Genomic DNA, 26435 nt, shown 5'->3' with positions numbered 1-26435 from the left:
CAAAGCCGGCCCCGAAAAGCGTGGCCCCGACGACCAGCGCTGCTGGGACGGGGTTGGAAAACGATGCGGGTGAAGTCGATCGTTTCAACGAACGCGGAGAACAGCGGCCGTGGCCCTGATGGATGTCCGCCGGGCGTCGCTTTTCGAGAACAGTCCACGGAACCACAGCTCCTCTGGCGGTCCTTCCCTTTTTGTAGGGAACTTTATCGACCATCCGTGGCCACCACTGGAGGTTAGGGACAGGCTTGGAGCGGGGTTCGTATGGCACGTCCGCTGATCGCAACGAAGCTGTTCATCCCAAAAGTGCGTCGCCATGTTGTGACGCGCCTGCGGCTCTTGGATCGCCTGCGTGGGGGAACTGAGTCGCGATTGACGTTGGTGTCTGCTCCGGCCGGGTTCGGAAAGACAACACTCCTTGCCGAGTGGCTCGGCGGAATGGACGAGGACCACCGTCGTATTGCGTGGGTTTCGCTCGACGCTGCTGATAACGACCCTGCGTCTTTTTGGACCTATGTTGTGTCCGCGTTGCAAACGGCGGTGCCCAGTGTCGGGCCGTCTGGCATTGGAGCTCATTGCTCCTCTTCAGTCGTCTCGGCCGAGTCCGTGCTCACCATGGTGCTGAACGATCTGGCCATGGCACCGGGTGATGTCTGGTTGGTGCTCGATGACTACCACCTCGTTGACAGTCACGAGGTCGCCAACGGGATGGTCTTCATGCTTGACCACCTTCCGTCCCACGTTCACGTTGTGATCAGCACGCGCGCGGACCCCGAGCTCCCTTTGTCCCGTTGGCGGGTGCGCGGCGAGCTTGTCGAGCTGCGTGCAGCGGAGCTGCGATTTACGTCCGAGGAGGCTACCGCATACCTCAATGAGGTAGCAGGATTGGATCTTTCCGCCGTAGACGTCGAGGCGTTGGAGCAGCGTACTGAGGGGTGGGTAGCAGCGCTGCAGCTGGCAGCGCTCTCGCTCCAGGGCCGCGAGGACGTTGCCGGTTTTATTGCCGGGTTCGCCGGGAATGACCGGTACATCGTCGACTACCTCGTCGAGGAGGTACTTGAGCATCAACCCGATCCGGTTCGCAGTTTCCTGTTGCTCACAGCCGTTCTCGACCGTTTCAACGGGCCCCTCTGTGATGCGGTGACGGGCCGCAGTGACGGGACGGAGATGCTCACGTCACTGGAGCGCGCCAACCTTTTCATCGTCCCGTTGGATGACCGTCGGGAGTGGTATCGCTACCACTCCCTCTTCGCGGACGTGCTGCGGGCGCGTCTGCTCAACGAACAGCCTGGATTGATGCCGTTGCTTCATCAGCGTGCCAGCGCATGGTACGAGCGCAGGGACCTGATGGAAGAAGCGGTCAGGCATGCCTTGGAAGCCCAGGACTATAACCGCGCGGCCCACCTGGTGGAATTAGCCGTGCCGATAATCCGGCGAAACCGGCAGGATGCAATCTTGTTCAGCTGGCTGAAGGCATTGCCGGCCGACGCCGTCCGGTCCAGCCCAGTGCTTAGCGTCTTTTACGGATTCATGCTCATGGTCTCCGGGGACCTCCACGGGGTGGAGCCGCGATTTGCGGATGCGGAACGTGCAATGGCTGCGATCCCGTCCGGGGCAGCTCCGCCTTGGGCCGTCACTGAGGAGCTCCGGACGCTGCCGGCGACCATCGCCGTCTACCGTGCCTCCCTTGCGCAGGCACGGGGGGATGCGGCAGACACGTCCGAGCACGCCCAGCACGCCCTTGCCCTGGCCGGCCCCGGTGACCATCTTGCACGCGGCGCTGCTGAGGGTTTTCTAGGGCTCGCCGCGTGGGCGAACGGGGAGCTGTCGTCTGCGCTGCATACGTTCACGCAGGCCGTGGCCAGCCTGCGCGCCTCCGGCAACCATATTGACGCGCTCAGCAGCACCGTCGTGCTCGGTGACATGTGGCTCGTGGCAGGCCTGCCCGGCAAGGCGCGGCGGCTCTACCAGGATGCGTTGCAGCTGGCCGAGGCTCAGGGTGAGCCCGTCGCCAGGGCGACCGCCGAGCTGCATGTGGGTCTGGGCGATATTGACCGGGAGGCCGGAGACCTCGCTGCCGCGACACGGCACCTCACGACCGCCGGTGAGTTCTTCGAACGGGCGCCGATGACCGAGAGCCGCTACCGGTGGCTCGTAGCGAGGGCGCTGATTGCCCGTGCCGAGGGAAGCTTGGACCAAGCCACCGACCTGCTTGACCAGGCTGAGCAGATCTACCGGCCAGGATTCTTTCCGGAGGTGCGGCCGATTGGAGCGATGAGAGCCCGGATCTGGATCGTCCAAGGCAAGACATCGGAAGCTGCTGAGTGGGCACAGGCACGAGGGGTGTCTGTAACGGATAAAGTCCGCTACCTGAGCGAGTTCGACCACCTCACGCTCGTGCGGCTGCTCTTAGCGCAGAACCTTGAACATCCCGACCGCGGCGCGTCCGGGCAAGCCGATCGCCTGTTGGGACGGCTGCTCGCGTCCGCAGAGACAAGCGGACGCGCCGGGAGCATGGTCGAGATCCGCATGCTGCAGGCTCTTTCCCAGGCCCTTCAGGGACACCGGGGGCGGGCCCGCGGGATCCTTGGCAGGGCTTTCGAGGAGGCGCCCGAACCTGCCGGGTATGCCGGTCTCTTCATCGCCGAAGGGGCGCCGATGCTGAAGCTGCTGCGTGACGCCGCCGACCACGGAATCGCCGAAGACCACCCCCAGCGACTACTCGACCTGGCTGCGCCGCCCAAAGCGCAAGCCTTCCTTCAGGGGTACCGGCTGACCTCGTCGGCAGGAGAGAAGTTGAGCGGGCGCGAGTTGCAGGTGCTCCGGCTCCTCGACAGCGAGCTGAGCGGTCCGGAGATCGCCCAGGCGCTGTTCATCTCGCTCAACACGCTCCGGACCCACACGAGGCACATCTTCACGAAGCTCGCCGTCACCACCCGCCAGGCCGCGGTCCGCCAGGCGCGCGACCGGGGCCTCACGTAACCGGGACAGCCAAATCTCACCCTGTAAGTCACATCATGGGGTGATGCCTGCTCACCCAGCCCGTCCCTAGGTTTGGATCATCCCGCGACGCCCTGATGCGGGAACCCAGACCCAGGAGCCGAAGATGTCCATCACCACCACCAACCTCACACGGGCGGCCGGCCTGTCCGCCGTCGCTGCAGGCCTGCTGTTCATCGGCGTCCAAATTAACCACCCCCAACTGGATGCGGAGTTCGCCACGACCACCGAGTACACGGTCCGCCAAAGCCTGAAGGTGCTCATGGCCGGGTTGTCGCTGGCCGGCATCACCGGGATGTACCTGCGCCAGGTGAAGCAGGCCGGAGTGCTGGGACTGATCGGGTACTTCGTGTTCGGCGCCGGTTACCTCATTATGATGAGCGTTGAAGTGATCGGGGCCGTTGTCTTTTCGACTCTTGCCCACACCTCACCCGGATACGTCAACGACGTCTTTGCCGTGGTTACCGGCGGGCGCGCCAGCGGCGACATCGGCCTGATGCAAGTCCTTATCCTCGTTTCGGCAGCCACGTTCCTGGGCGGCGGACTTCTGTTCGGGATCGGCCTCTTCCGCGCCAAGGTCCTCGCCCGCTGGGCCGCCTTGCTGCTCGCCGTCGGCTCCGTGGCAACTCTGGCCATCCCCTTGCTTCCGCAAGTCAACGAAAGGCTGTTCGCCATACCCACCGGTGTCGCACTGGTGGGTCTGGGATACTCGTTGTGGCGGGACCAGCGCTCCGGGGCGGTTCGATCCCCGTCCCAGAAAATAAGCTTTCCGCTCAACTCTGCCGGCGCCAAGTGACGATGCACAAGGCAGCGCGCCCCACCTGGTCGACACGATCGACCGGGTGGGTGCCGTTCGCACTGGTCGCCCTCGTCTTCGTCCCCGCCGCAGCCGGCCCTTTACGGCTTATCGAGCTGGCCGGCGGCCAGACTCTTATCCCGGAGAACGCCAGCATGACGGCCTCACCCGTGCCCGTGGTCGTGCACATCGTCAGCGCGATCCCCTACGCGGTCCTGGGCGCTTTCCAGTTCTCCCCCGGGTGCCGGCGTCGCTGGCCGGCCTGGCACCGTGCGGCCGGACACGTCCTCGTGATCCTGGGACTCACCGTTGCGTTCTCCGCGCTGTGGATGACGCAGTTTTACCCCCGACAGCCCGGCACCGGGGAGCTCGCCTACCTCCTCCGGCTGGCGTTCGGTTCTGGCATGGCGGCCAGCATCATCCTCGGCCTCGCAGCGGTCTGCCACGCCGACGTAGCACGTCACCGGGCCTGGATGACACGCGCCTACGCGCTGGCTCTCGGCGCCGGCACCCAGGTCTTCACCCAAGGCATCGGGAATGCCGTCTTCGGCGTCAGCGAACTCACCACGGACCTCATGCTGGGGGCAGGATGGGCCCTGAATCTTATTGCTGCGGAGTTCATCATCCGCAGCGGCGGCAACCGAGCAGCCAGGGCAACGGGCGAGGTCCTGCTCTCATGAGTCAGTCCCACATACCCCACGGCTACCGGCTTCGGGTCGACGGGCATCTTCCGGACCACTGGTCAGTCTGGTTCGATTACCTCACCCTGACCCGCGAAAACGACGGCACGACAAGCCTCAGCGGTCCCGTCACCGACCAAGCTGCCCTGCACGGGCTGCTTACAAAGATCCGTGACCTCGGCATCCTCCTGATTTCCGTGGAGCCAATCGAGGCAACGGACCAGATCGGCAGCGTCGGTGACGGCATTGCGTGGGAGGGCGAAACCACTAACCAGGCCCCGGGCCGCTAGAGAACTGAGCGGTCGGCAAATGATTCGGAGCGTTCGAACTGGACTTTTCTGACATCCAGCACACCTCCTGCAGGTCCCCTTTCCCATGGTTCAGCTGAGCCGTTCGACGTACCTGCCGCGAGCGACGACGATGACCAGCGCCCTGTCGTGTACGTGCCCAGACAAACAGGCTCCTCAGTTGTTGGAACGGTCGCGACCCTGGTCGTCATCCCCCGCTCCCATCGCCAAGAGTGTGCCTGATCTAACGCACCACCAAGAATCCGATCACCACGTTAATCACCACATTAATCACCACGGAGGGTGATGCCCGGTCACCACCCACGCCGGTAGCTTTCAATTGTCGCTGGCACCCACGCCGGCATGACGAATGTTGAAGCACTCGTTATTTCCCGCATTACCCAAACAGACAAGAGCCTCAAATGTCCTCCAAAATTCAGGTATTCCTACCTGCCGTACTGATTAAGATCTTCGCCTTCGCGGGATTACTCTCAGGAGCCATATTGGTGGTGAACGCGGCTAAACGGGCTGGAATCATCCCTACGTCGCCCTTCACCCAGCTGGCCGCACCGGTCGCCCAACTCGCCGCTATGGGACTGGTGATAGGTATTTACCTGCTGATTGCGCGCAAAATCGGGGCGCTGGCCACCTCAGGTGCCCTGCTCAGCGTAACTTCGTTGGCTGGGCTCGTCGGGGTCGAATTTGTTCTCAACCTTGTCTTTCCCTACGTCGATCCTGGTGTAATAAGTGCGTTGCGTGCGGGCCCGCTCGGTACCGCCCTGACAGCGGTATCAGTTCTGTTTCTGCTCGGCACCGTGCTCTTCATGGTGGCGCTCTGGCGCACCTCAGTTGTGCCGAAGGGCGCGATCTTCCTCTACACGGCGAGTGCCATGCCCATCTCCTTGCGTACTGTCTTTCCGGAAACTGTGCTTCAGCTGGGTTTGGTTGGCCTAGCCGTGGCCGCCATCTGGCTGGCGATATGGATGCTCCGGAACATCCCTAACGAATACGCCGACCAGACCGCGGCACCGGCCCGGCAAGAGGCCTGATTTCGGTCTAAGTTCACTTGTGCCTCGGAAACTTCGGCTCCGAAGTTCGGGAAACGGTGGCGGTCGCGCTGAGACACCCGGAAGCGTCAACCATGCTGTTGTTGGTGGCCGTAGGCTTCAGGACCGTCAAGTGGCCGGTCCTTTTCTACGCGGCTTCACGCCAGTGACGAGGGGGAGCCGTCTGCATTCTGATAGCGATTTGGCTGGCGGCATTCCTAGACGTCAGATAGCCCATCGGAAAACAGTCGATTCTCCTGTTCGAGGTGATCTGGAAAGTTCTCTGGCTGAAATCGTCGGCCCACCTCATCGGCAAAGACAGGATAAGGGGCCCTTCGCATTTAGGCATGGTTGGTCTTTTGGATCCGGTAAGGGCGGTGTCCACCGGCGGCAAGTAGGCATCTGAGCCGGTAGTTGGTGAAGTTGCGGAAGCCGCGGGCGATCCTTCGGGTGGTTTCGATGACGCCGTTGATCGCTTCGGTGGGCCCGTTCGAGGCGCCGTTGGTGTCGAAGTAGGCCAGGATCGCCGTCTTCCATTGTTTGAGTGTCCGGCCGAGGCGGGCGACTTCCGGGATCGGGCAGGTCGGGAACGATGTGATCACCTCGGCCACAAGTTCCCTACCGCGCTCCGGGCGGCCGTGGTAGATGTTGCGGAGCTTCTGGTAGCAATGCCAGGCCAGCGTGACCTCCTGGCCCGGGTCTCCGGCAGTGAGCTTCGCATCGAGCCGGGAAGCCTGTTTCTCGGTCAGATGTTCCGCGCCGATCTGCAGGGTCCGGCGGATCCCGTAGAGCGGATCGCCCTTGCGGCCCCGGTGCCCCAGCGTGTCCTGCTGGACCCGGCGGCGGACCTCATCGACCATGGCCGATCCCAGTTTCACGACATGGAATGGATCCAGGACGGTGATGGCTTCGGGCAGCTCGTCGCGGATCGCGTTGGCGTAGCCGCGGAACGGATCTCGTGGGCAATGATTTCCAGGACGACGTCCGAGTGGCATTTGATCATGTTGGTCTCTTTCTCGGCGGGATGGCCGGGGCTCTCAGTGGGCACGGGTTTCCGGTCCGGGCGCACCCGGGGAGGCAGGAAGCGGTGGTTCGAGAGGGGTTGCCCGACAGTCTCTGATGGGGCGGTGCCTGGCCGGTGTCCGGCGGGCTGGATCGGCGGAAGCACTCTCCTGCAGATCTGTAGTCAGTGTGGATGATCGGCGGGCCGGGCGCAACACAAGCCCGAAAAAGTCGGCTATGGCGGCGAAGCGCAGCGGTCGCAACATCCGACGTTGGTATCCAGCCTCCCAGGGGAGTTCAGCTCGCCCCTGGGTGGTTGGTACCACGCATCAAAGTTTGCCCTGGACGCCCAAGTATCACATTGATGGCGGATCCGTCTGGATGAGCGCTGCACGGATTCTTAGAAACTGCACCCGCTTCAGTCGGGATGAGATTTCATTCACCGCAAGAACCCAAGGTTCCCCATGCGGCGACCTGCTGGTAAATCGAGCTGCTCCTTTGCACCGGGTGTCCTTCTCTTACCAGGGGAGGGGTCCGTCGACGTCGAAGTAGCCTCCGGTCGGGCGTCGTGGCCTACCTGCGCCATGCGGACGATGATCTCCGCACCTGCTCAACGGTCTGGGTGCCTGTGTTCCCGTTCAGGTCCGTAGCGGTGTATTCGGGCTCGACCGCGTTGATCCGCATGCCCGGGAACGCCTTGGCATATTGCACGGTGATCATGTTGACCGCGGTCTTCGACGCCGGATAGGCGACCCCTGGGTAAGCATATGTCGGCGTGCCCGGCGCGGTGACCCGGGTAATGGAGGCAGGCCGCTGCTGAGGTTGACCACGACCGGGGCAGTGGAGCGCTGCAGCAGCGGCCGGAATGCGTGGATGACGCGCACAACGCCGAAGACGTTCGTCTCGAACAGGGTCCGCATCATGTCTGCGGTCACCTCTGCGGCACCGGCAACACCTCCGTTTCGCGCCCGTCCTTCGATGCCGGCGTTGTTAACGAGCACGTCCAGTCCACCGTCGGCCTCGATGGTCTGCGCTGCAGCGGCTTCCGCAAGCCCGGCGGCGTCGGCGTCGTTGATGACCTCAACGGGCCGGCCGAGGCGCGCCGTCAGAAGGGCGCCGATGTCCGTGTTGAGCCAGCTCTTGTCAACGTTCGCGGCGGAGTGGACCACGCCGTGCTGGATGATCCCGGGGAAGGTGACGCCCACGGGGGATCCGGCAGCAGGGGCTTCCGGCCTGGCCGAGAGCTCGGCGACCACCAGCGCCACGGCTTCGGCAACGGACTCAGGGGTGGCTGGCTGCGGGGTGGGTACGCGGAATGGTGCACACAGAAGCGTGCCGTTTTTCAGGTCGACGATGCCGCCCTTAATTCCCGTGCCACCGATGTCGATGCCGATCAGCGGGAGGTTCTTGTGCAGCTTCTCGTCCAATTGGGGTTCCGTTCGAGGCAGGAGCGGGCAGGGAAGGGGGCGGCCGCAGGCGGCCCTTGGTGGGCAGCGGTGTGCCGAAGTGTTTGTTTCAGCAGCGCTTTTCGTGGATGGTGCCGCAGGGCACGCCGGGATCGACCTGCACGGTGTACCTGCCGCGGTCGCGTTGAGTGACGAGTATGCCGTGCCTGCACCTCAACGCGGCAGGTATCACCCGGTCGACCGCTTCGCTGAGGTTGCTGTCCCGGCTTAGCGGGTCGTCGCCCGTCGTGACCTCAAGGGACAGCGGGAGCGTTGGGTGGCCAGGGAGCAGGTCTTTGACTGTGATGGGGCTGTCGTTGGTGCGTGGCCGGTGAACATTGTGAGACATGAGCCCTCCTTAGGTGGTGAATACATAGCTGGGGAGGATGGGCGGGAACCCATCGGACCTGGACGGAAGGGCCCGCTCCTAGGCGGACCCTTCCGCCTTTTCAGGACATGGTCAGTCGCAGGCGTGGCTGTTCAGAGCGGTCATGGTGAGTGCCACAAGGACTATAGCGAAGTCGGCGGCGACGGGACGGCAGAGTTGAGAAGGGCGCGGCTCGCTGCTGACTTAGAGGTCCCCGTCTGACGCACCGGGCAGGGCGCGCCTACAGTCGCGGCAGGGTCTGGGCCTTCGTATCCTGCGGAGAGCTCATCCGCGATCTGGGATAGCCTCGCCGACAGAATCGGGGTTGGCTAACCGGGGTGTAGTGACTCGAATGCACGTCATTGATGGCAGAAGTGGGCTGCAGCTTGTTGGCCTGCTGCCCACTTGTGGCAGGATCTATGCTTGCTCAGCCGCTGCTCACGGCGTTGACTTGAAGGCGTTCCAGCTGTCCCAGTTGTCGCCGTCGAAACCGAGCCGGCCCAGCTGGTAGTCAGCCCAGTTGCCGCCCGCTTTCTCGATCACTTCACCGCCCACCGAGTAGTTCTCAAGCGCGAGCCCCTGACCCTCAGGAATCTCGTTGCCGATGATGACCTTCTCGCCGGCCGGGTTGGTGTAGCGCTTGAGCTGGTTGACCTGGGAGGTCCAGTCGAGCCCGTTCCAGCCGCCGATGTTGAGGTTCTTCACGTGGATGTTCTCCGTGTCGGACAGGGCGTAGACGCGGATGGCGCAGTTGGTCATGCCTTCAACCGTGATGTTTTCGAACCGCATGTTCTTCACTGTGGTGTTGGGGTCCGCCTTGGTGGTGGAGCCCATGTCCTCCCAGTGTGAGGAGGAATTGAGGATGCAGGTGTTGTATTTGACGTCCTTCCAGTACATCCGGTTGTGAATGACTGTGGTGTTGGTGACGTTGACGTTGTCGATATTCCGGGGAGTCCAGCCCCACTGGATCACGGGTCCGTTCTCGTTCTTCCAAATCACGGTGTTATCGATGGTGACGTCGCTGTGGTACATCTTCAGCACGTCGTCGTTCGCGTTGAAGAAGGTGTTCTTCATGGTGCTGCCTTTGTACAGCTCGATGCCGTCTGTCTGCCAGTACCAGCTGCCCACCTGCTTGTAGTTCTCCACGTTCATGCGGAAGGTCTGCTCGTTGCCGTAGACGACGAAGGAGTGGTAGGGAGGTTCGTTGATCGTGACGCCCTGGAGGTCCAGTTTCTGTTCGGCGTCGGCCGAGGCGAATTGCAGCATCTTAACGCAAGACGCGTGGCAGTTGGATGCTCCGCTGAGGTGGTTGTAGTCGTCGTTGGTGTCCGCCTCGTACACGTACTGCTCGCCGGAGAGGACCCCGTAGCCGGTGACCTTGTACTGGCTCTGGTTGTCGTGGAGGAACCGGAAGGCTCCCTTTACGTACGCTCCCGGCGCCAGATAGACCCACTTTACGTTGGGCGGCAGGACCGCGTGGTAGTCCGAACCCATGCTGTAGGTGCCGGGCTTGAAGTAGATAATTTCCTGGGTAACAGAGTTGAGGTCCGTCACCTCGCCTTCCGCAGGGTAGTGGATGCTGCCCGACTCCTCCGTGGGAATCAGCCGCTCCTTCTGCTCGCCGCGGAGTTTCGGCTCCGCAAAGATCATCATCGAATTCCGGGGCTCGGTGTGGATGGCGCGGTTGCCCTCGGCCTCGGTGGTCAGCTTGCCGCTGTCCCCGGACATGTCGTTAAAGGCCGTGTACAGCTGCGGCTCGAATTCCACCGAGAACCGGTAGCCGGCATCGGAGTAGGGCACCTTGATCTTCACGGTGTCCGCGTCCACGAGCTTCTTTTCGAAGTTGTAGCTGCTGGGGCGGATCTGGACCTGGTCCGCCGACGTGATGGTCTGGCCCGTCTTGAGATTGACATCCACCCAGACGTCTTTGGCGTATTCGAAGCTGGACCAGCTCATGGTCAGGTCGGCTTGGGAGGAGAACTCGGCGCCGTCTTCCTTGGTGTAGCCGATCTTGTCCTTTCCGCTGCGGGGAATGCTCATGTAGGTGAACGCGTCGTAGGCCTTCTCCGGTTGGTTGGCCGAGGCCACCTGAACGTCGTAGAAGGAGGAACGACGGACCTCGTCGTTCCTGATAGGGCTTTCTGTGTTGAAGACTCCGTTGTCATGCCACCAGGTGTGCAGATTGCCGTTGTCGGCGGTAGTGATGGGGGTGTCTTTCGCGGCTGCGGCGGGCACCGATTGAGAGGGTGCGGTAGATACTGCAGCTGCCTGCGCCGGCAACGCCGCACCGCTGCTGAAAACTATGACGGCGGCTGCCGCGGATATGCGTTTGGCCAGTTGGCCTAGCCCTGTTCCGGGCATGGTGGTTCCTCTCGTGGATGGATCGGAAGGTTGGGAGCCTCAGATAACGCGGCGAAGGACGACCACCTCCCACGGCTGCAGTTCCTGGTGTGCCCAGCGGTGGCCGGGCTGGTTGTGGAGGAGGATCTCGGCCGTGGCCCAGTCCGTGGCAAGATTCCTGGTGAGTTCCAGGTTCAGTGCCATTGGTTGCGTCGAGCAGTTTGCCAGGACCAGCAGGCTCGTGGAGGCATTGGCGCGCGTGTATGCGAAGAGCTGGGGGTCCTCGGGGTAGAGGAGGCTGAAGTGGCCCTCGATGATGACGGGTTCTTCGTGCCGGAGGCGGATCAGTCGGCGATACCAGGCGAGCACGGAACCCGGGTCAGTCCGCTGGGCAGCCGCGTTGAGCCACGTGTGGTTGGGGTTGACGGGAATCCAGGGCTTGCCCGTTGTGAACCCTGCGTGCTGCCTGTTGTCCCATTGCACGGGAGTGCGGGCGTTGTCGCGTCCGCCTATCGCGATGCCAGCCAGAATTTCCGCTGCCCGGCTGCCGTCGCTGCCCGCGCCTGCTTCCCGGTAGTAGTTCAAGCTCTCCAGGTCGCGGAAGTCGTCGATGCTGGAAAAGGGCATGTTGGTCATGCCCAACTCTTCGCCCTGGTAAATGTAGGGTGTGCCGCGCATCAGGTGCAGCACGGTGGCCAGGGCGGTTGCGGACTGGTACCAGTAGTCAGTGTCGTTGCCGAAGCGGGAGACGGCGCGGGGCTGGTCGTGGTTGTTCCAGTACAAGCTGTTCCAGCCGCCGTCTGCCAGCGCTTCCTGCCACCGGGCGAATGAGTGCTTCACGGCTACCAGGTCGAGGGGCTTGCGGGTGAACTTCCCGCCGGGCCCGTGGTCCAGTCCTACGTGTTCGAAGTGGAACACCATGTCCAGTTCCTGCCGTGCCTGGTCCGTGTAAAGCCTGGCTAGCTCCGGGGTGGCGTCCACCATCTCGCCCACGGTCATCAGGTCGGCGTCCCGGTGGGCGAAAACCTCACGGTGCATCTCCTGGAGGTATTCGTGGACCCGTGGCCCGGACCCGTAGAACGGCATCCCGTTGCCCCAGGTGCCGCCGTCGTCAATCAGCCCGTCCGGCAGGGCAGGATGCTTGGAGATAAAGCTGATGACGTCCATCCGGAAGCCGTCGATGCCGCGGTCCAGCCACCAATTCATCATTTGGTAGATGGCGGCGCGGACTTCCGGGTTGTCCCAGTTGAGGTCCGGCTGCTTCCGGGAGAAGAGGTGGAGGAAGTACTGCCCACTGTCTTGGTCCAGTTCCCATGCCGGGCCGGAGAAGAAGGAGCCCCAGTTGTTGGGTTCTGCACCGTCGCGGGGGTCGCGCCAGATATACCAGTCGCGTTTGGTGCTGCTTCGGTCGGCGCGGGATTCCTGGAACCAGGCGTGCTCGTCGGACGTGTGATTGACCACCAGGTCCATGACCAGCTTCATGCCGCGGGCATGCAGGGACGCGATGAGTTCGTCGAGGTCGTGCAGGGTCCCGAACATGGGATCCACGGCGTAGTAGTCGCTGATGTCGTAGCCGTTGTCGTCCTGGGGCGACGCGTACACGGGGGAGAGCCAGAGGACGTCGACACCCAGGTCCTCGAGGTGGTCCAAGTGATTGATGATGCCGCGGATGTCACCGACGCCGTCGCCGTTGGAATCGGCGAAGCTGCGCGGATAGACCTGGTAGACGACGGCGGCCTTCCACCATTCGTCGGTGGGGCGGAGGCTGGGGTGCTGTAGTGCGGGCTGGAGGGTGGTCACTTGATGGCTCCGATGTTAACGCCGCGCATGAGGGTGCGCTGGAAGAGTAGGAAGAAGATCAGGGCGGGAAGGATACCCGCCATGGATGCCGCTGCAAGGGCGGTGGGGTCGCTGGTGTACTGGCCGCTGAGCGCTCCGAGGGACACGGACACGGTCTGGTTGGCGGCCGATGGCAGCAGGACCAGGGGGAGGAAGAAGTCGTTCCAGGTCCAGATGAAGAAGAAGGTCACCAGTACGGCCAGGGTTGAGCGGGTGAGGGGCAGCACGATGAGCCGGAGGATCTGGAAGCGGCTGGCACCGTCAAGGCGCGCGGCTTCGAGGACTTCCACGGGGAAGGATCCCAGCACGGAGGCGAGCATGTAGGTGCCGAACGCGCTCTGCAGGACGGCCAGGATGATGGTCACGCCGACCAGGGAGTCATAGAGGTTCAGTTCCCGGGAGAGGACGAAGAGCGGGTAGACCAGCGCTTCCTGCGGGATGGTGAAAGCCAGCATGAAGACGGCGAGGATCCAGACCCTGCCCTTGATCCGGCCGATGCCAATGGCGAAGGCGCTCAGCAGGCTCAGCGTGGCGGCGATCAAGGCAACGCTGCCGGAGAGGATGACGCTGTTGAGCAGTTTCTGGTTGAAGTTGACGCCGATCCAGAAGTCAATGATCGCGGTGAAGTCGAGTTCGGTGGGGATTCCGATGGGCCCGTCGGCGATGTACTCCGCAGATGGTTTGAACGCGTTGATCAGGGCCAGCCAGAACGGGAAGACCATCAGGACAGCGGCCGCGGCCAGGAGGATCAGGATAGTCCAGCCGCTGATGCCGCGCCGGGACCTGGCGCTCCTGTTGGTGCGGGCGGGCTTCTGCCGGCGTTCGGGTGCTGCTGGGGCGGTGTCAGGGGAGGCTAGGGTGGTGGTCACTTTTCGAATCCCTCTGCGTTGCGGGTCTGGTAGCGCAGCAGCACGATCGCAATGATGGTGACGAGCAGCGCCAGGAGTGAGGCGACGGCGGCGCCGTAGCCCACCTGGGTGGTGGTGAAGAAGTTTGAGTACGAGAAGTAGGCGGGGACGATGGTGCTGGTTCCCGGTCCGCCCTTGGTGAGGACGTAGATCGGGGCGAAGACCTTTAGCGCTGCCACGGAGGTGGTGATCAGCACGACGGCGATCTCCGGGCGCAGCTGCGGGATGGTGATGCTCCAGAAGCGCTGGAACCAGCCTGCGCCGTCAATCTCCGCGGCCTCGTAGAGGGCAGGGTCAACACGGGACAGCCCTGCCATGAATACGACCACGGTGTAGCCGATCTGCAGCCAGATCAGGACGTTCATGACGGCGAGCATGGCGGTGTCGGAGTCGCCGAGCCAGTTCTGCTGGAGCCAGCCAAGTCCCAGGCCGTCCAGGACTGTGTTGATGATTCCGTACTGCGGCTGGTACAGCCACTTCCACAGGACGCCGGCCACGGCGATAGGGAGGATCTGCGGGAGATAGAAAGTGGCGCGGAGGATGCTGGCGGCGCGGGTGCCGAACTTGGGGGCGATGTAGTCGAAGAGGATAGCGGCCACGAAGACGCCAAGTGCGGTGGGAATGACGGCCATGGCAATGATGAAGGCGCCGCTGTGCAGGAAGGATGCCCAGAACGCGGGGTCAGCCACCAGCCGTACGTAGTTGTCCAGGCCGACGAACTTGGGGGTGCCCACGCCGCGCCAGCTGGTGAGGCTGTAGTAGAGGTTCATGCCGAACGGGATGGCCACAATGGCGATGAAGCCGACGGCGCCGGGCAGGAGGTAGATCCAGTAGCCGCGCGAGGTCTCCCGTGCGGTTCGCCGCGGTATTCCTGTTTTGTACTGGAGCTTTCGGGAGGCGGTGGCCCGTGGGGCTGGGGTGACTGCGGTCATGATAGGTCCTTTGGGAGTGTGGCGGCGCGTTGAATCGATGTGCCGAGCGGTGCGCCGCCACACGTGTTGGTGCCTGCCTACTTGCTGGGCTTGCCCTGTTCGTAAGCTGCCTTGATGTTTTCCACGGCCTTTTCGGGTGTCACATTGCCCCTGGACCAGGTCGCTGGTCTGGGCAACCAGGACATCGTTAAGTCCTGCCACCGGCCAGTCGGGGTACCAGCCCAAGCCGCCGTCATTGCTGTTCAACAGTTCGTTGAACCGCGGCGTGGTGAGCTTGCCGATCGGGGAAGTGATGGCCGCCTCGTCCGCGGCGACCGGAACGGCGCCTTCGTTGCCCAACAGGTTCTGAATCTCCGGGCTCATGGTGATCTCCATGAAGTCATAGGCGAGTTCCTTGTTGCGTGCCTTCTCGGGCACCACCCACAGGTTGCCGCCGGAGCCCGGGTGCAGGTTATTGGCCGGGAAGAGGAACTGATCGAACTGGAAGTCCTTGATCTCATCGGCGAAGCTGCCTGCCCACCAGGTACCGGAAACGAAAATGGGGTACTGCCCGGCCACGAAGGCATTGCCTGCGTCCTGGGCGGCGATCCCTGTGGAGTCCTTGCTGATAAAGCCCTTTTGCGTCCAGTCCTGCACCGTCCGGGCTGCCTTTTCCCAGGCGCTCCAGTCCACATCGCCTTCGAACTTCTGGTAGGCGGACCAGGCGTCCTTGTCCATGTTGGCCAGCGCCAGTTCGTACAGCAGGTGGGTGCCCGGGTAGTCCTGGGAACCCAGTGCCAGCGGGGTGATGCCTGCACCGGCGAACTTGTCCATGGCCTGTTCCAATTCCTGCAGGTTGGTGGGCACCGTCAGGTTCTGCTTGGTGAAGAGGTCCTTGTTGTACCAGACCGAAACGTATTCGCCGTAGTTGGTGAGGCCGTAGCGCTGGCCGGAGCCCATCACGCCGTCCTTGTAGAGGCCCACGTCCTGGGCCGTGCTGTCCAGATCCCAGCCGCGTTCCTTGGCCACGTCCGTCAAGTCAGTCAGGAGTCCGGCCTGCGAGACCACTCCGGCGGTGGCGTTGCCCTTCAGGTACTCAAGCACGTCCGGTGCGTCGTTGGAGTCGAGCAGGAGCTGACCCGACTGCTGCATCTGTTCGTAGGTTTTGAGTTCGTATTGAACCGTCACGTCCGGATGCTTTTCCTTGAAGATCTCGATGGCCCGGTTCCAGCCAGTGGCCAGTGCGCTGTCGTCGTTTTCCCACCACCAGACCTTGAGGGTCTTGCTTTCTGGTTCGTTTGCCGGAGCTGCGCATCCGGAAAGTCCCATCGTTGCGATTGCGGTTGCTGCGACTAGCGCCGACGCCGCCTTCCAAGGTTTTTTCATGCCTAGCACTGCTGACCTCCATTGGTCCAAGTTAGGTTCCCGCCTCCGGGCTGGGGTTTATTCTGGACCAGAACTATTAGCAGTGTCAAGCATCACATTATTCCCGCTGGGGGGCGTGATATCTTTTGTGACGGAACTAAAATGCCGTGCAAAGATAAAGAGGTGAAGAGCCCCTCAACCTGGTCGGTCCCTCCCACGGATGCCTCCCTTCCCGTGGCTATTGAAGTTCTCCGAAGGGGTCCGATTTCCCGTGCGGCTATAGCCCGGCGGCTTCAGCTTTCGCCCGGGTCACTGAGTCGGCTAAGTGCCCCGCTGCTGGAAGGCGGCCTGCTGCGGGAGGTGGGGGAGCACAATGACGGGCGCGTGGGGCGGCCCACGCGGCTGCTGGATGTGGACGTCGACGCCAGGCACTTTGTGGGGATGAAGCTACGTGAGAACGAAATTATTGCCGCGCGGACAAATTTTCGGGGCGAGATTCAGCGACACCGGACGGTTGAGGTCAGTGACCGGGACCCGGAGGCAGTGGTCCAACAAATTGCCCTGCTTGCCCGGGAGCTGGGCGAAGGTGCGGAAATTAACGGCATCGGGATCGGCATCGGAGGCTTGATTCGGGACCGGGAATACGTGGTGGACGCGACATTCCTTGGCTGGACTGAGCTGCCGCTGGCGAAGCTGGTAGGTGAGGCCACAGGTATTCCCACCCTGGTGGACAACGATCTTGTTGCTTTCACCGAGTATGAGCAATGGTTCGGTGAGGGGCGTGAGGACGATCGCTTCGCCGTGGTCACGTTGGGGGCCGGCACCGGGTTTGGGTTGGTGGCAAACGGCACCATCGTCACCGGCGACGATTACGGTATTGGCCTGGTAGGGCACTGGCCCCTCGACCCCACCGGGCCGCTGTGCTTTGCCGGCCACCGCGGGTGCGCCACAAGCGTCCTGAACTCGGCGGCCATAGCCCGGCACGTATCGGATGCTCTGGGCCGAACGGTGGACTACGAGCAGGCGCTTGACCTGGCCCAAGCGGGAGATCCCGCTGCGGCTCGGGTGACGGACGACGCCGGGCGGGGCCTTGGGCGCCTCATCGCTGCTATCTGCAACCTCACCCTGCCGCAACGCATCATCATCGCGGGCGAGGGCGTCCGCCTCGCGTACATTGCAGGGGACGCAATGAGGGAAGGCATAGCTATGGACCGCGACCCCCGCGCCTCAACTCCGCCCATTGTTCTGGGAACCAAAGACAACGTCCAATGGTGTCGTGGGGCTGCTGTTCTCGCCATACAGGCCTTCGTCCACGGCACACTGCCCGGCGTGGAATTGAGGGACGATGCACACAGGGTTGGCTAGCCGGGGAGACCGACTACTGCGGCTCCCCGGCTAGTGACGTGAGCAGCGACTCCTAGTCCACCAACTCCGGGTTCACCACGCGTTCCAGTTATCCCAAGTTTCGCCGTCGAAACCGAGCCGGCCTGGCTGAGTGTTGCTCCAGTTGGTCCTAGTCTTGTCGATCACGAGGCCACCGACGGTGTAGTTCTCCAGCTTGATGCCCCTGCTGTCCGTCGTTTCGTTGCCCAGCGTGACCTTGTTGTTGGCAGTGTCCGAATGGCGTTTCAGGTGGCTTACCTGGGAGGTGTAGTCCAGCCCGTTCCAGCTTCCAATTTTCAAATTTTTGATGTGGATGTTCTCGGTGTTGGAGAGCGCATAGATCCTGACAGCACAGTTGGTCATTCCCTCGACGGTGATGTTCTCCAGCCGGAAATTCTTGATCGTGGTGGCCGGATTCGCCTTGGTGGTGGAACCCATGTCGGCCCAATGGGAGGACGAGTTGATGATGCACGTGTTGTATTTGACGTCCTTCCAGTACATGCGGTTATGGATGACGTCTGTGTCGGTCACCACCACATTTTCGATGTTCTGTGGTGCCCAGCCCCATTGGATGACTGGTCCGTTCTCGTTTTTCCAGATCACAGTGTTATCCACCGCTACGTTGCTGTGGTAGAGCTTCAGGACGTCGTCATTTGAGTGGAAGAAAGTATTGTTCATCCGCCCGCCCTCGTAGAGTTCCATGCCGTCGGTCTGCCAATACCAGCTGCCCACCTGCTTGTAGTTGTCCACCCGCATTTTCATGTCATAGGCGTTCTCCGGCCCGTATATCACAAAGGAGTGGTATGGGGGCTCGCTGATGGTAATCCCCTCAACATCCAGGTACTGCTGCATGGTTGCCGAAGAGGAGAATTGCAGCATCTTGACGCACGTTTCGTGGCAGTTTCCGTCACCGCTGAGATGGTTGTAGCCGCTGGTTGTATCAGCCTCGTAGACGTACTGTTCGCCCGAGAGCACTCCGCGGCCCGTGACCTTGTAGACGCCCTGGGTGGAGTTGTAGAACGCGAAGGCGCCCTTCACGTAGGCCCCAGGCGCCAAGTAGATCCATTTGACGTTCGCTGGCATTGAGGAGTGAAGATCTGAACCCATGTAGTAGGTGCCGGGCCGGAAGTAGATGATGTCCTCCGTCACCGACGAGAGGTCATTCACCAGGCCTTCCTGCGGGTAGTAGGTACTGCCCGATGCCGGGGTGGGAATGAGCCGGTCCGCCTCAGCACCCGTCAGGACAGGTTCGGCGAAGATCATCATCGAATTCCGCGGCTCGGTGTGGATAGCACGGTGGTCTCCGCCTGAAGTCTCGGTCAGCACCCCGCTGGTCCCGGACATGTCGTTGTATGCGGTGAAGAGCTGTGGCGCGAACTCCACCGAGAACCGGTAGCCCGACAGCGAGTAGGGGACCTTCACCCGGATGGTGCTGGAGTCCACAAGCTGTTTCTCAAAGGTGTATTTGCTGGGCCGGATGGTCACCTGGTCCGCGGAAGTGATCGTCTGGCCAGTCGTGAGCTTCACGTCCACCCAAACGTCCGTAGAGTACTCAAAGCTGGACCAACTCATGGAGAGGTTGGCTGACGATGAGAACTCTGCGCCGTCTTCCTCTGTGTAGCCGGGTTTACCTTTCCCGCTGCGGGGAATGCTCATATATGCGAAGGAATCGTAACGCATTCCGGGAGCTGCTGCCGTGGCCACCTTCACGTCGTAAAAGGACGAACGGCGGACCCGGTCTTCCGAGGTTGGAGATGTTGCATTGAACTCGTAGTTGTCATGCCACCAGGTCCGCAGCTCGGTGCTCGCTGAGGTGAAGGCCGTCTGTTGCGTTTGCGCCCGGGCGGGCGACGGGCCAGCACATGGCAGGAGCAGCAGCAGGACGAGTCCTGACATTAAAAGACGGAGGCAGTGCTTCATTGCGTTCCCCTGTTCTAAGTATGCCTATGTAAAGGGAAGGCGGGACCGGAAGTTCCGGCCCCGCCTTGGATTTGAAAATTATGGTTTCAGTTCGACCATGGGAACCACCACGGGTGAGGCTGCGTGCCAGTCAAGCACCGCGGCCTGGCTTTGGCCCTCGCGGACAATCACATCCAGGGCATTTGGATCGCTGGTGTCGGTGTCCCGGGAGGGTGTGCTGCCGTCGAACACGCCGGCACCGCCGCCGAAGCGCCACTCCTTAACCCACGAGGGATCTCCGGCTGCCCAGTATCCGCCGTCGTACACGGGCCGTACGTTGCCGATGCCTTCACTTGACTCGGCGTTCCCGAACATGGCCACGGCGAACTCTGCGGAGGCAGGATCCAGGTCACCCAGAGCAGTCTTGGGCACCATAGTGACGATCTGGCGGGCTTCGGGCACCGTCAGCAGTGTGACTGCCGACGTGCGCGTGCCGTCAGGGGCGAAAACGCCTGCACCATCGAAGCGCCCGTCGGTAACGACGACGGAATCCCAGGCATTCTCAACGTTCACGTTCGTACCCGGCAGCGCCGGCACGGCGGCCGTATTGCCGTTGCTGAGGTAGACGTTAATCCGCTGGTGAGAGATGCCTTGACCGCCCCAAGGGTTGGTGACGTCGCCGGCGATCGTGGTGACGAATGCATAGTTCTCGCCAGCGTCAAAGACGTCGACACCGGTGAGATCGAAAGCGCCGGGGACGTAGACCGGGTTGGTCGGGTAGGTATAGCTGCCCGGGCCGTTGTCATCTCCTGATGGGTCCTGCAGTCCGCCAATCCGGCTGCCATAGTGCAGCACGGTCCGGTCCTCGACGGCAGTGCCTCCGTCGGCGCCCACGGCGGCCACGGTCACCGTGTTTTTGACTCCCGGAAGAGCGACATCCAACGAGAAAGTGGACGTGCCGCCCCCCGCCGGGGTAAGCGGGGCCTCAACAATCTTCCCGTTGACGGAAATGTAGACCTTAGTCGCCGCCGTCGTGCCGGCCACAGTAGTGCTGGGGGAGTCCGACGTGGTGAGGTGATCGGGAGAAGTAATCGCAAGGGCAGGCTCGGCGACTGCACCTGAAGCATATCGCTGTGCGACGTTCCGCGGGGTCTCAACAGGTGAACCCTGCTTCATGCCCGCAGCAAGCCGGACATACTGTGCCATCGCCCACGAAAGCGGGGAGGCAGAGCCGGTGCTGCGGCCCAGTTCATGGCCGTAAGAAGTCGGTTCGTCCTGGTCCCACACCTGCTCGGGAATCATAAAGCCGTTATTGGCGGCGGCGTGCATGGTAGCCAGGTAAGGCAACGCATCCTGGCCGTTCGCCAAAGCGTATTCACCCCGCTCGCCAGTCAGCAGCGGCCAGAGCCGTCCGACGCCGGTGCCGTCCCACGGGGAACCGTCAGCCTTTTCCCCGTATCCGTCATAGGTGTAGCGGTGCCACATACGGCCCCCCGGCGTTTCCTGCGAGATGGAGGCATCTGTTTCGGCGAGGGAATCTGCGACGTGCGCATCGGTGGGTGGTTTCACACCGAGCCGGACAAACTCAAGGAAGCCAGCGTCCAACACGGCGTTTTCCGGATGAACGCCCGCGCCGTTGCCCCAGTCACGGACAGCACCGTCGTTAGGGTCGCCGCTTCTACTGATGCGCAGGTAGTAGTTGCCGTCACCGACCGGTCCGTTGGTCGTGAACATCCACTTTTCCGTGCTGCGCTGCCACTCGTCCGCGGTGGCCCGGTAAATTGCGGCGGAACCGGCATCGCCGTTGAGCTCGGCAATGTCTCCGGCAGCTGCCAGCGCGGCGATTTGCGAGGCCAGGGTCGACGTTGAATATCCGCCGGTTTCCTCCCACCGTTCCTGAGGCGTCTTGGGCCCGGCTGCAACAAGGTAGTCAGCCGCTGGCTTCAGTTCTTTTGCATAGAAGTCAGCGTCCGTGCGGCCGATCTGGTTCGCCAGCAGGATTGGGAACGCTGTTTCGTCCAACTGGATGCCATTCTGGCCCACGGTCCCGTCGACCTTGGAAGTCTGTGGGAAGTGCCCGTCGGGCAGCTGCTGGTACTTGAACAGCCACTCGACTCCGCGGCGGGCAGCGTCCTTGTCCCCGGCCGCCAGCAGGGCAGTCACCGACTGGTACATATCGCGTGCCCACACCGCGTGGTAACCCTCGCGGTGCTGCTCAGCATTCGCCACCTGCCCCCACGGCGTCGTCAGCGAGGCGATGAAGGCACCGGGAAACGTCTTGTCTTCATGGGCCTTGACCGTCATCAGCGATACGTCATACTGCGTCCGGAGTTCACCGTCCAGGGCCTTGGCAGGCTTGTCCAGGGACTGCAGGTACTGCTTCCATTCCTTCGTGTACTCCTTGGACACCTTGGGAAATCCACGGCTCGCACTTGCGTTTGCTGTATCGAGCGCTTCCTGGGCGTTGGCACCAAAGCCCAGGGCGAGAGAGAATTCCGTCTTCGCCCCTGTCAGGGGAATCCTTCCCGTTTGAGCGATATTTCCCGGCCCGGCGTCGGTGTATGCGCCGTCGAGTTTGCCGTCAGCGGCAAGATCCGCTCCTCCGTCGCTGGTGCCGACGTATCCGGTGCTAGTAGCACTGAAACCCGAGCTTGACACCAATGCAGAGGCGACCGGGGTGTCCGGAATCGAGAGGTCCTCTGCCACCAGGGCACCGCCGCCAGTGGTCCTGCCGGAATCTCCACCGGACGTGCCTGCCAGCGAAGGATCGAACAGGGCGTACAGCTGGTAATCGCCGCCGTCGAGTACCTCAAAAGTGACGCCGAGCATCACAGCAGACCGCTGGGGGTCCGTCACGTAGGTCTTGGTCAGCCGCCAGCGGCCAGCACTGTCTTCAGTGATTTGCCGGTAGCTCAGCGCTTGCGGGTCAGTCAGCTCCACCCGCCGGGTCGTGTCCTCATTCTCGCGCTGGGAACGCGATCCGTCGCTGACCGCAAACTGGAGTTCGCGGGTGTTAGGTGTATCGGCCCGCGGGTAGTACACCTCACTGAGAGTCCCCTCGGTGAGGGTGTACCAGACCTTTGACGCTGTACTGACCGAGGTTCCAACCCCCTCTTTGTCGCCTTTCGTCCACGTCGCGGAAGCTCCCGGCGCCCCCGGCGCCGGTCCTGCTTCTGCGCTGGCGGGTGTGAAGGCCACCGCCGATGCCGCGACTGCCAAGGCTGCCGCAGCGCAGCCTGTTCTAAGATGATGCTTCATTGCTCTCCTGGGGATTGTGCTTCTTGATTCCCTGCCAGCAGCGCTTAGAGGGAATATATAAACGCCGTTAATCAAATGCCCCCCTAGTATGGGTAGCAGCAGTTGAGCCGGTCAAGGGGGTGGCGTTGAAAAGCAGCACAAGAAAAACAGAAGCCACGGTCCCCGTGCTTCGCAAGATCTCTGCCGCCGCTGTCATGGGAGCCCTCGTTTCTGGCGTCAGACTGGATGCGAGCGAACTTATGGAAGCCACCGGCCTTTCCCGGCCTACAGTCCTGACAGTCTGCGACGAACTACTCAAGCTGGGCTGGGTGACCGAAATCGAGACGCCCCCTGGATTGGCCATGCGAAGCGGACGCCCATCACGTCGATTCGCGCTGAATGCCCGGGCCGGATACGTGATGGGGATCGATCTTGGAGCCACCAAACTACAGCTCTGCTTGTCAGACCTCGCTGGCACCATCGTTGCGGAGCGGTCCGAAAGGTGGCGTGATGAGCATATCGGGGCACCCGAACGCTTACTGGTTGCCCGGCAGGGCGTACGGCAGGTCCTGGCCCAGTGCGGCGTGGACCCGTCCAAGGTGATGGCCGCGGGGATGGCAGTACCCGCCCCTGTTAGACCAAACGGGCACGCGGTTGCGCTGGAGTCCTACCTGCCAGGGCTGGCCGCCCTGGACCTGCGTCTCGCACTCCGCCCTGACTTCAACTGGCCGTTGATCGTCGACAACGACGCCAACCTCGCTGTTATCGCAGAGCGATGGCTTGGCGTGGCGCAGGACGTTGACGACGTCGTCGTGCTCCTCTCCGGGGAGCGGCTGGGGGCCGGGATATGCCTCGGCGGTCAACTTATCCGCGGCGGTGGATCCGCCGGTGAAATGCGTTTTCTGGAATTAGTAGAGGGCGTAGGGAACACAGACGCCATCGGCGGCATGTGCCGGGAACTTGGCGCAATAGCCGCTGCGGAAATCCTCAACGGGGAACGGCCGGAACCGCCCGGCGGTAGTGAGTTACTGCGCCTCTGCGGCAGGGTCCCGGCCGCCGTGGACGCTGAGATGGTGCTCGGAGCCGCACGGAAGGGGGACCGAGCGGCACTCGATGTGGTGGAGGTTGTCACGGAGCGCACCGCACGGGCGATCGCCGTCCTCGCCACGCTGTTGGATCCGCAGCTGATGGTGCTGTCCGGGGGGCCCGCCGGGGCTGGGGACGTCCTGATCCCGCTGCTGGACGAAGAACTTGAACGGCTCAAGTCCGCCCGCCCCCGCATTGCCGCCTCAACGCTGGCCGGCCGTGCCGCGCTGCAGGGAGCCGTGCGCATCGCACTTGACCGCGCTCTGGCTACCCTGCTCGACTAGCTGGGCAACGTCCGCCCACTCCAGTGAGCTCTGCCCGTTAGGTCGAGGCGGACCAGTCCGAACCAACTTCGCGCCAAGCGCGGTCGATGCCTCCCAACGCTTCAGGCTGAAGGGGCCCGCGGCTGACTGCGGTGATGTTCCGGCGCAGATGGGCGAGCTTGGCAGTGCCGACAATTGCGGTGTGCACACCTGGGGCGTACGCCGTGAAGCGCAGGGCGAACTCGGTCCAATCCATGTCGCCTGGATCAAGTTTGAGTGCCTGTAGCCGTTCCCAATAGAGTTCTGCGTAGTGCCCGGTCGGCCGGTCGACGAACCGCCACGGCGCGTTCGCGATCGGGCGCTTGGCGATCACTCCTAGTTCGGGCCGTCGGCCGAGAACGTGTCTGAGATTCCACTGGTCAGCTATGTTGACACTGGTTTCGATGGAGCCGAACCGGCTGGAATCCACAGCGAATGCGAGAGGCTTATTGTCGCCGCTGTAACCGGCGACACCGATTTTCCCGGCGGCGACGGCCTTGTCCAGGGTTTCCTGAAGATCACCACGCCGCAGAATCTCGATTGGGCAAGAGTGCAAATAGAAGATGTCGATACGTTCCGACTGGGTCAGGCGCAGGGACCGTTCGATGCTGGCCAACACGCTGCCGGGCGTCCAGTCCCGTTGACCGTTGATGCTGGGACCACCTTTGGTTGATAACACGAACTCGTCCCGGCGTCGGTGAAGGTGCCGACCGATGCGCTCTTCGCTCAGCCCGTAGCTAGCGGCGGTATCGATGAGCGTTACTCCGAGATCCAGTGCTCCGTTGAGCACCTCGGCCGCTTCGGCCTCAGTGACATCGTGTTCACCAATTTGACCGGCACCCAGCCCGACGACAGAGACGTTCAAAGCAGTTTCGCCAAACGGCCTTCTCTCCAGCATGCATGCACTCCCAATCCAGTAACTGCCCGCACCCTTGCATGTGCCTCGCAACTTCGTCCTCACGAAGACGGTATTACATCCCAATGGTTCCCGAACTGCCCCAGCACCGTGCCCCCAACTCGGGCGTCTCTCCGTTATCTCTGCCGAGCTGTCGCAAAATTATCCGAGGATCTTATAACGGGTGTCTCCTCGGGGTCGGAGCTGATGTCGATGGCCCGCACGCCCTCGCCGTCGGTGACACCTTCACCATCACCACCGAGGACGTTCCCGGCACCAAAGACATCTGCTCCACCACGCTGAAGAGCCTCACCGAGGACGTCAAACGTGGGCGATGCCCTCCTCATCGACGACGGCAAGGTGGCACTGCGCGCCACCGCGGTCGATGACGTCAAGGTCGTTACCGAGGTGACCGTGGGCGGCATGGTGCAACAACAAGGGCATCAACCTTCCCGGCGTTGCCGTCAACGTTCCCGCGCTGAGCGAAAAGGACGAGGACGACCTCCGCTGGGCCATGCGCCGCGGTGTCGACCTGGTGGCCCTCTCGTTCGTTCGCGATGCGTCCGACATCGTCCGCGTGCACGAGATCATGGACGAAGAAGGCCGCCGCGTGCCGGTCATCGCCAAGATCGAAAAGCCGCAGGCCGTGGAACAGCTGCACGAGATCATCGACGCGTTCGACGCCATCATGGTGGCCCGTGGCGACCTCGGCGTGGAGCTTCCCCGTGAGGAAGTACCGATCGTCCAGAAGCGCGCCATCGAACTGGCCCGCCGCTCGGCCAAGCCGGTCATCGTGGCAACCCAGGTCCTGGAATCCATGATCGACAACCCGCGCCCCACCCGCGCCGAGGCCTCAGACTGCGCCAACGCAGTGCTGGACGGTGCTGACGCGGTCATGCTTTCCGGTGAGACCAGCGTGGGCAAGTACCCGATCGAGACCGTCAACGTGATGGCCCGGATCATCGAGTCCACCGAGGTCCACGGCCTCGAACGCGTACCCCCGCTGGGCACCAAGCCCAAGACCCGTGGCGCCGCCATCACCCGTGCCGCCGTCGAAATCGCCGACCAGCTGGACGCCAAGTACATCTGTGCTTTCACCCAGTCCGGCGACTCCGCACGCCGCCTCTCGCGCCTGCGCCCCATCAAGCCGGTCTTCGCCTTCACTCCGGTGGAGCAGGTCTGGAACCAGCTGGCGCTGACCTGGGGCATCCAGCCGGTGCTGGTCCAGATGGTGGACCACACCGATGAAATGACCGCGCAGGTTGACCGCAGCCTCCTGGAAATGGAGCTTGTGAACGACGGCGACCTGGTGGTTATTGCCGCCGGTTCGCCTCCCGGAAAGGCTGGCTCCACCAACTCGCTGAAGGTGCACAAGGTGGGCGACCTCGCCGACTCCATCTCTGTTGGGAAAGCTGCCGCCCACAAGGAAAAGCTCGGCCCCTGGCGAGAGAAGAAGAAGCGGAACCGCACCGTGTCTTGACCGACCGGGGCCTGACCGCCCCGCCTTACTCCCTTTTCCATTGTTATGTGGCGCGGCGCGGCTGATGCCACCTCGGGCCAAGTTTCCTGCAGCAACCGGTCACCCTTCAAAGGAGTACCCTTATGAACTGGTTTCTGCAGGATCGCCATTTAAGGTGTCGCGTATACCCG

Annotated in this window: 18 protein-coding genes and 1 pseudogene; 8 read left to right on the top strand and 11 right to left on the bottom strand. The window is 62.7% G+C overall.

Annotated elements, in window-relative coordinates; translation table 11 throughout:
- Positions 1 to 633 precede the first annotated feature (633 nt).
- The 5 genes from QFZ69_RS20740 (at position 634) to QFZ69_RS20720 (ending at position 5809) form a co-directional block, all read left to right on the top strand.
- Complete coding sequence (locus tag QFZ69_RS20740; RefSeq protein ID WP_307000403.1) at positions 634 to 2979, top strand: LuxR C-terminal-related transcriptional regulator; 2346 nt, start codon at positions 634 to 636, stop codon at positions 2977 to 2979.
- A 124-nt stretch (positions 2980 to 3103) separates the two neighbouring features.
- Entirely contained in the window at positions 3104 to 3793 is a 690-nt protein-coding gene (locus QFZ69_RS20735; RefSeq protein WP_306914131.1) for a hypothetical protein, read from the top strand.
- Between the two features lie 50 nt (positions 3794 to 3843).
- Positions 3844 to 4473, top strand: coding sequence for a DUF2306 domain-containing protein (locus QFZ69_RS20730; protein ID WP_306914129.1), 630 nt, complete (start codon positions 3844 to 3846; stop codon positions 4471 to 4473).
- Positions 4470 to 4763, top strand: coding sequence for a hypothetical protein (locus tag QFZ69_RS20725; protein ID WP_306914127.1), 294 nt, complete (start codon positions 4470 to 4472; stop codon positions 4761 to 4763). The genes QFZ69_RS20730 and QFZ69_RS20725 overlap by 4 nt, the downstream gene beginning before the upstream one ends.
- Positions 4764 to 5182: 419 nt before the next feature.
- The gene (locus QFZ69_RS20720) at positions 5183 to 5809 is read left to right on the top strand and encodes a hypothetical protein (RefSeq protein ID WP_306914125.1); all 627 of its coding nucleotides are present in this window, start codon (positions 5183 to 5185) and stop codon (positions 5807 to 5809) included.
- 338 nt (positions 5810 to 6147) lie between these two features.
- On the opposite strand, the gene QFZ69_RS20715 is transcribed toward QFZ69_RS20720, so the two are convergent.
- From QFZ69_RS20715 to QFZ69_RS20680, 8 genes are all read right to left on the bottom strand, one after another.
- Entirely contained in the window at positions 6148 to 6801 is a 654-nt protein-coding gene (locus tag QFZ69_RS20715) for a transposase (RefSeq protein ID WP_306914123.1), read from the bottom strand.
- Between the two features lie 580 nt (positions 6802 to 7381).
- Positions 7382 to 7528, bottom strand: a complete 147-nt coding sequence (locus QFZ69_RS20710; RefSeq protein WP_306914121.1) for a hypothetical protein — start codon at positions 7526 to 7528, stop codon at positions 7382 to 7384.
- Positions 7525 to 8235, bottom strand: a complete 711-nt coding sequence (locus QFZ69_RS20705) for an ROK family protein (protein ID WP_373461746.1) — start codon at positions 8233 to 8235, stop codon at positions 7525 to 7527. Before QFZ69_RS20705 ends, QFZ69_RS20710 begins: the two co-directional genes overlap by 4 nt.
- Before the next feature lie 88 nt (positions 8236 to 8323).
- Positions 8324 to 8602, bottom strand: coding sequence for a hypothetical protein (locus QFZ69_RS20700; protein WP_306914120.1), 279 nt, complete (start codon positions 8600 to 8602; stop codon positions 8324 to 8326).
- A 456-nt stretch (positions 8603 to 9058) separates the two neighbouring features.
- Positions 9059 to 10981 carry a family 49 glycosyl hydrolase gene (locus tag QFZ69_RS20695; protein ID WP_306914118.1) on the bottom strand — a complete coding sequence of 641 codons (1923 nt, stop codon included), beginning with the start codon at positions 10979 to 10981 and terminating at the stop codon, positions 9059 to 9061.
- Between the two features lie 39 nt (positions 10982 to 11020).
- On the bottom strand, positions 11021 to 12760 hold the full coding sequence (locus QFZ69_RS20690) for an alpha-glucosidase (RefSeq protein WP_307000401.1): 1740 nt from the start codon (positions 12758 to 12760) through the stop codon (positions 11021 to 11023).
- On the bottom strand, positions 12757 to 13668 hold the full coding sequence (locus QFZ69_RS20685; RefSeq protein WP_306914115.1) for a carbohydrate ABC transporter permease: 912 nt from the start codon (positions 13666 to 13668) through the stop codon (positions 12757 to 12759). Before QFZ69_RS20685 ends, QFZ69_RS20690 begins: the two co-directional genes overlap by 4 nt.
- Entirely contained in the window at positions 13665 to 16004 is a 2340-nt protein-coding gene (locus QFZ69_RS20680) for an extracellular solute-binding protein (protein ID WP_307000399.1), read from the bottom strand. Before QFZ69_RS20680 ends, QFZ69_RS20685 begins: the two co-directional genes overlap by 4 nt.
- A gap of 363 nt (positions 16005 to 16367) precedes the next feature.
- On the opposite strand from QFZ69_RS20680, the gene QFZ69_RS20675 reads away from it, so the two are divergent.
- On the top strand, positions 16368 to 17348 hold the full coding sequence (locus QFZ69_RS20675; RefSeq protein ID WP_306914109.1) for an ROK family protein: 981 nt from the start codon (positions 16368 to 16370) through the stop codon (positions 17346 to 17348).
- 72 nt (positions 17349 to 17420) lie between these two features.
- Here QFZ69_RS20675 and QFZ69_RS20670 read toward each other — a convergent pair whose 3' ends face one another.
- Positions 17421 to 19262: a family 49 glycosyl hydrolase gene (locus QFZ69_RS20670; RefSeq protein WP_306914107.1), complete on the bottom strand. Its 1842-nt coding sequence runs from the start codon at positions 19260 to 19262 to the stop codon at positions 17421 to 17423.
- A gap of 102 nt (positions 19263 to 19364) precedes the next feature.
- A complete protein-coding gene (locus QFZ69_RS20665; protein ID WP_306914105.1) occupies positions 19365 to 22523 on the bottom strand; it encodes a glucan 1,4-alpha-glucosidase in 3159 nt (1052 codons plus the stop codon).
- Between the two features lie 125 nt (positions 22524 to 22648).
- On the opposite strand from QFZ69_RS20665, the gene QFZ69_RS20660 reads away from it, so the two are divergent.
- The gene (locus tag QFZ69_RS20660; protein WP_306914103.1) at positions 22649 to 23872 is read left to right on the top strand and encodes an ROK family protein; all 1224 of its coding nucleotides are present in this window, start codon (positions 22649 to 22651) and stop codon (positions 23870 to 23872) included.
- A 37-nt stretch (positions 23873 to 23909) separates the two neighbouring features.
- Here QFZ69_RS20660 and QFZ69_RS20655 read toward each other — a convergent pair whose 3' ends face one another.
- On the bottom strand, positions 23910 to 24788 hold the full coding sequence (locus QFZ69_RS20655) for an aldo/keto reductase (RefSeq protein WP_306914101.1): 879 nt from the start codon (positions 24786 to 24788) through the stop codon (positions 23910 to 23912).
- A 197-nt stretch (positions 24789 to 24985) separates the two neighbouring features.
- Between QFZ69_RS20655 and pyk the strand changes: the two are divergent.
- Positions 24986 to 26265, top strand: a pseudogene (gene pyk, locus QFZ69_RS20650) (pyruvate kinase); the annotation flags it as partial.
- Between the last annotated feature and the right edge of the window lie 170 nt (positions 26266 to 26435).

Source organism: Arthrobacter sp. V1I7, from assembly GCF_030817015.1.
GTDB lineage: Bacteria > Actinomycetota > Actinomycetes > Actinomycetales > Micrococcaceae > Arthrobacter.
This window is presented reverse-complemented; position numbering and strand designations above follow the sequence as displayed.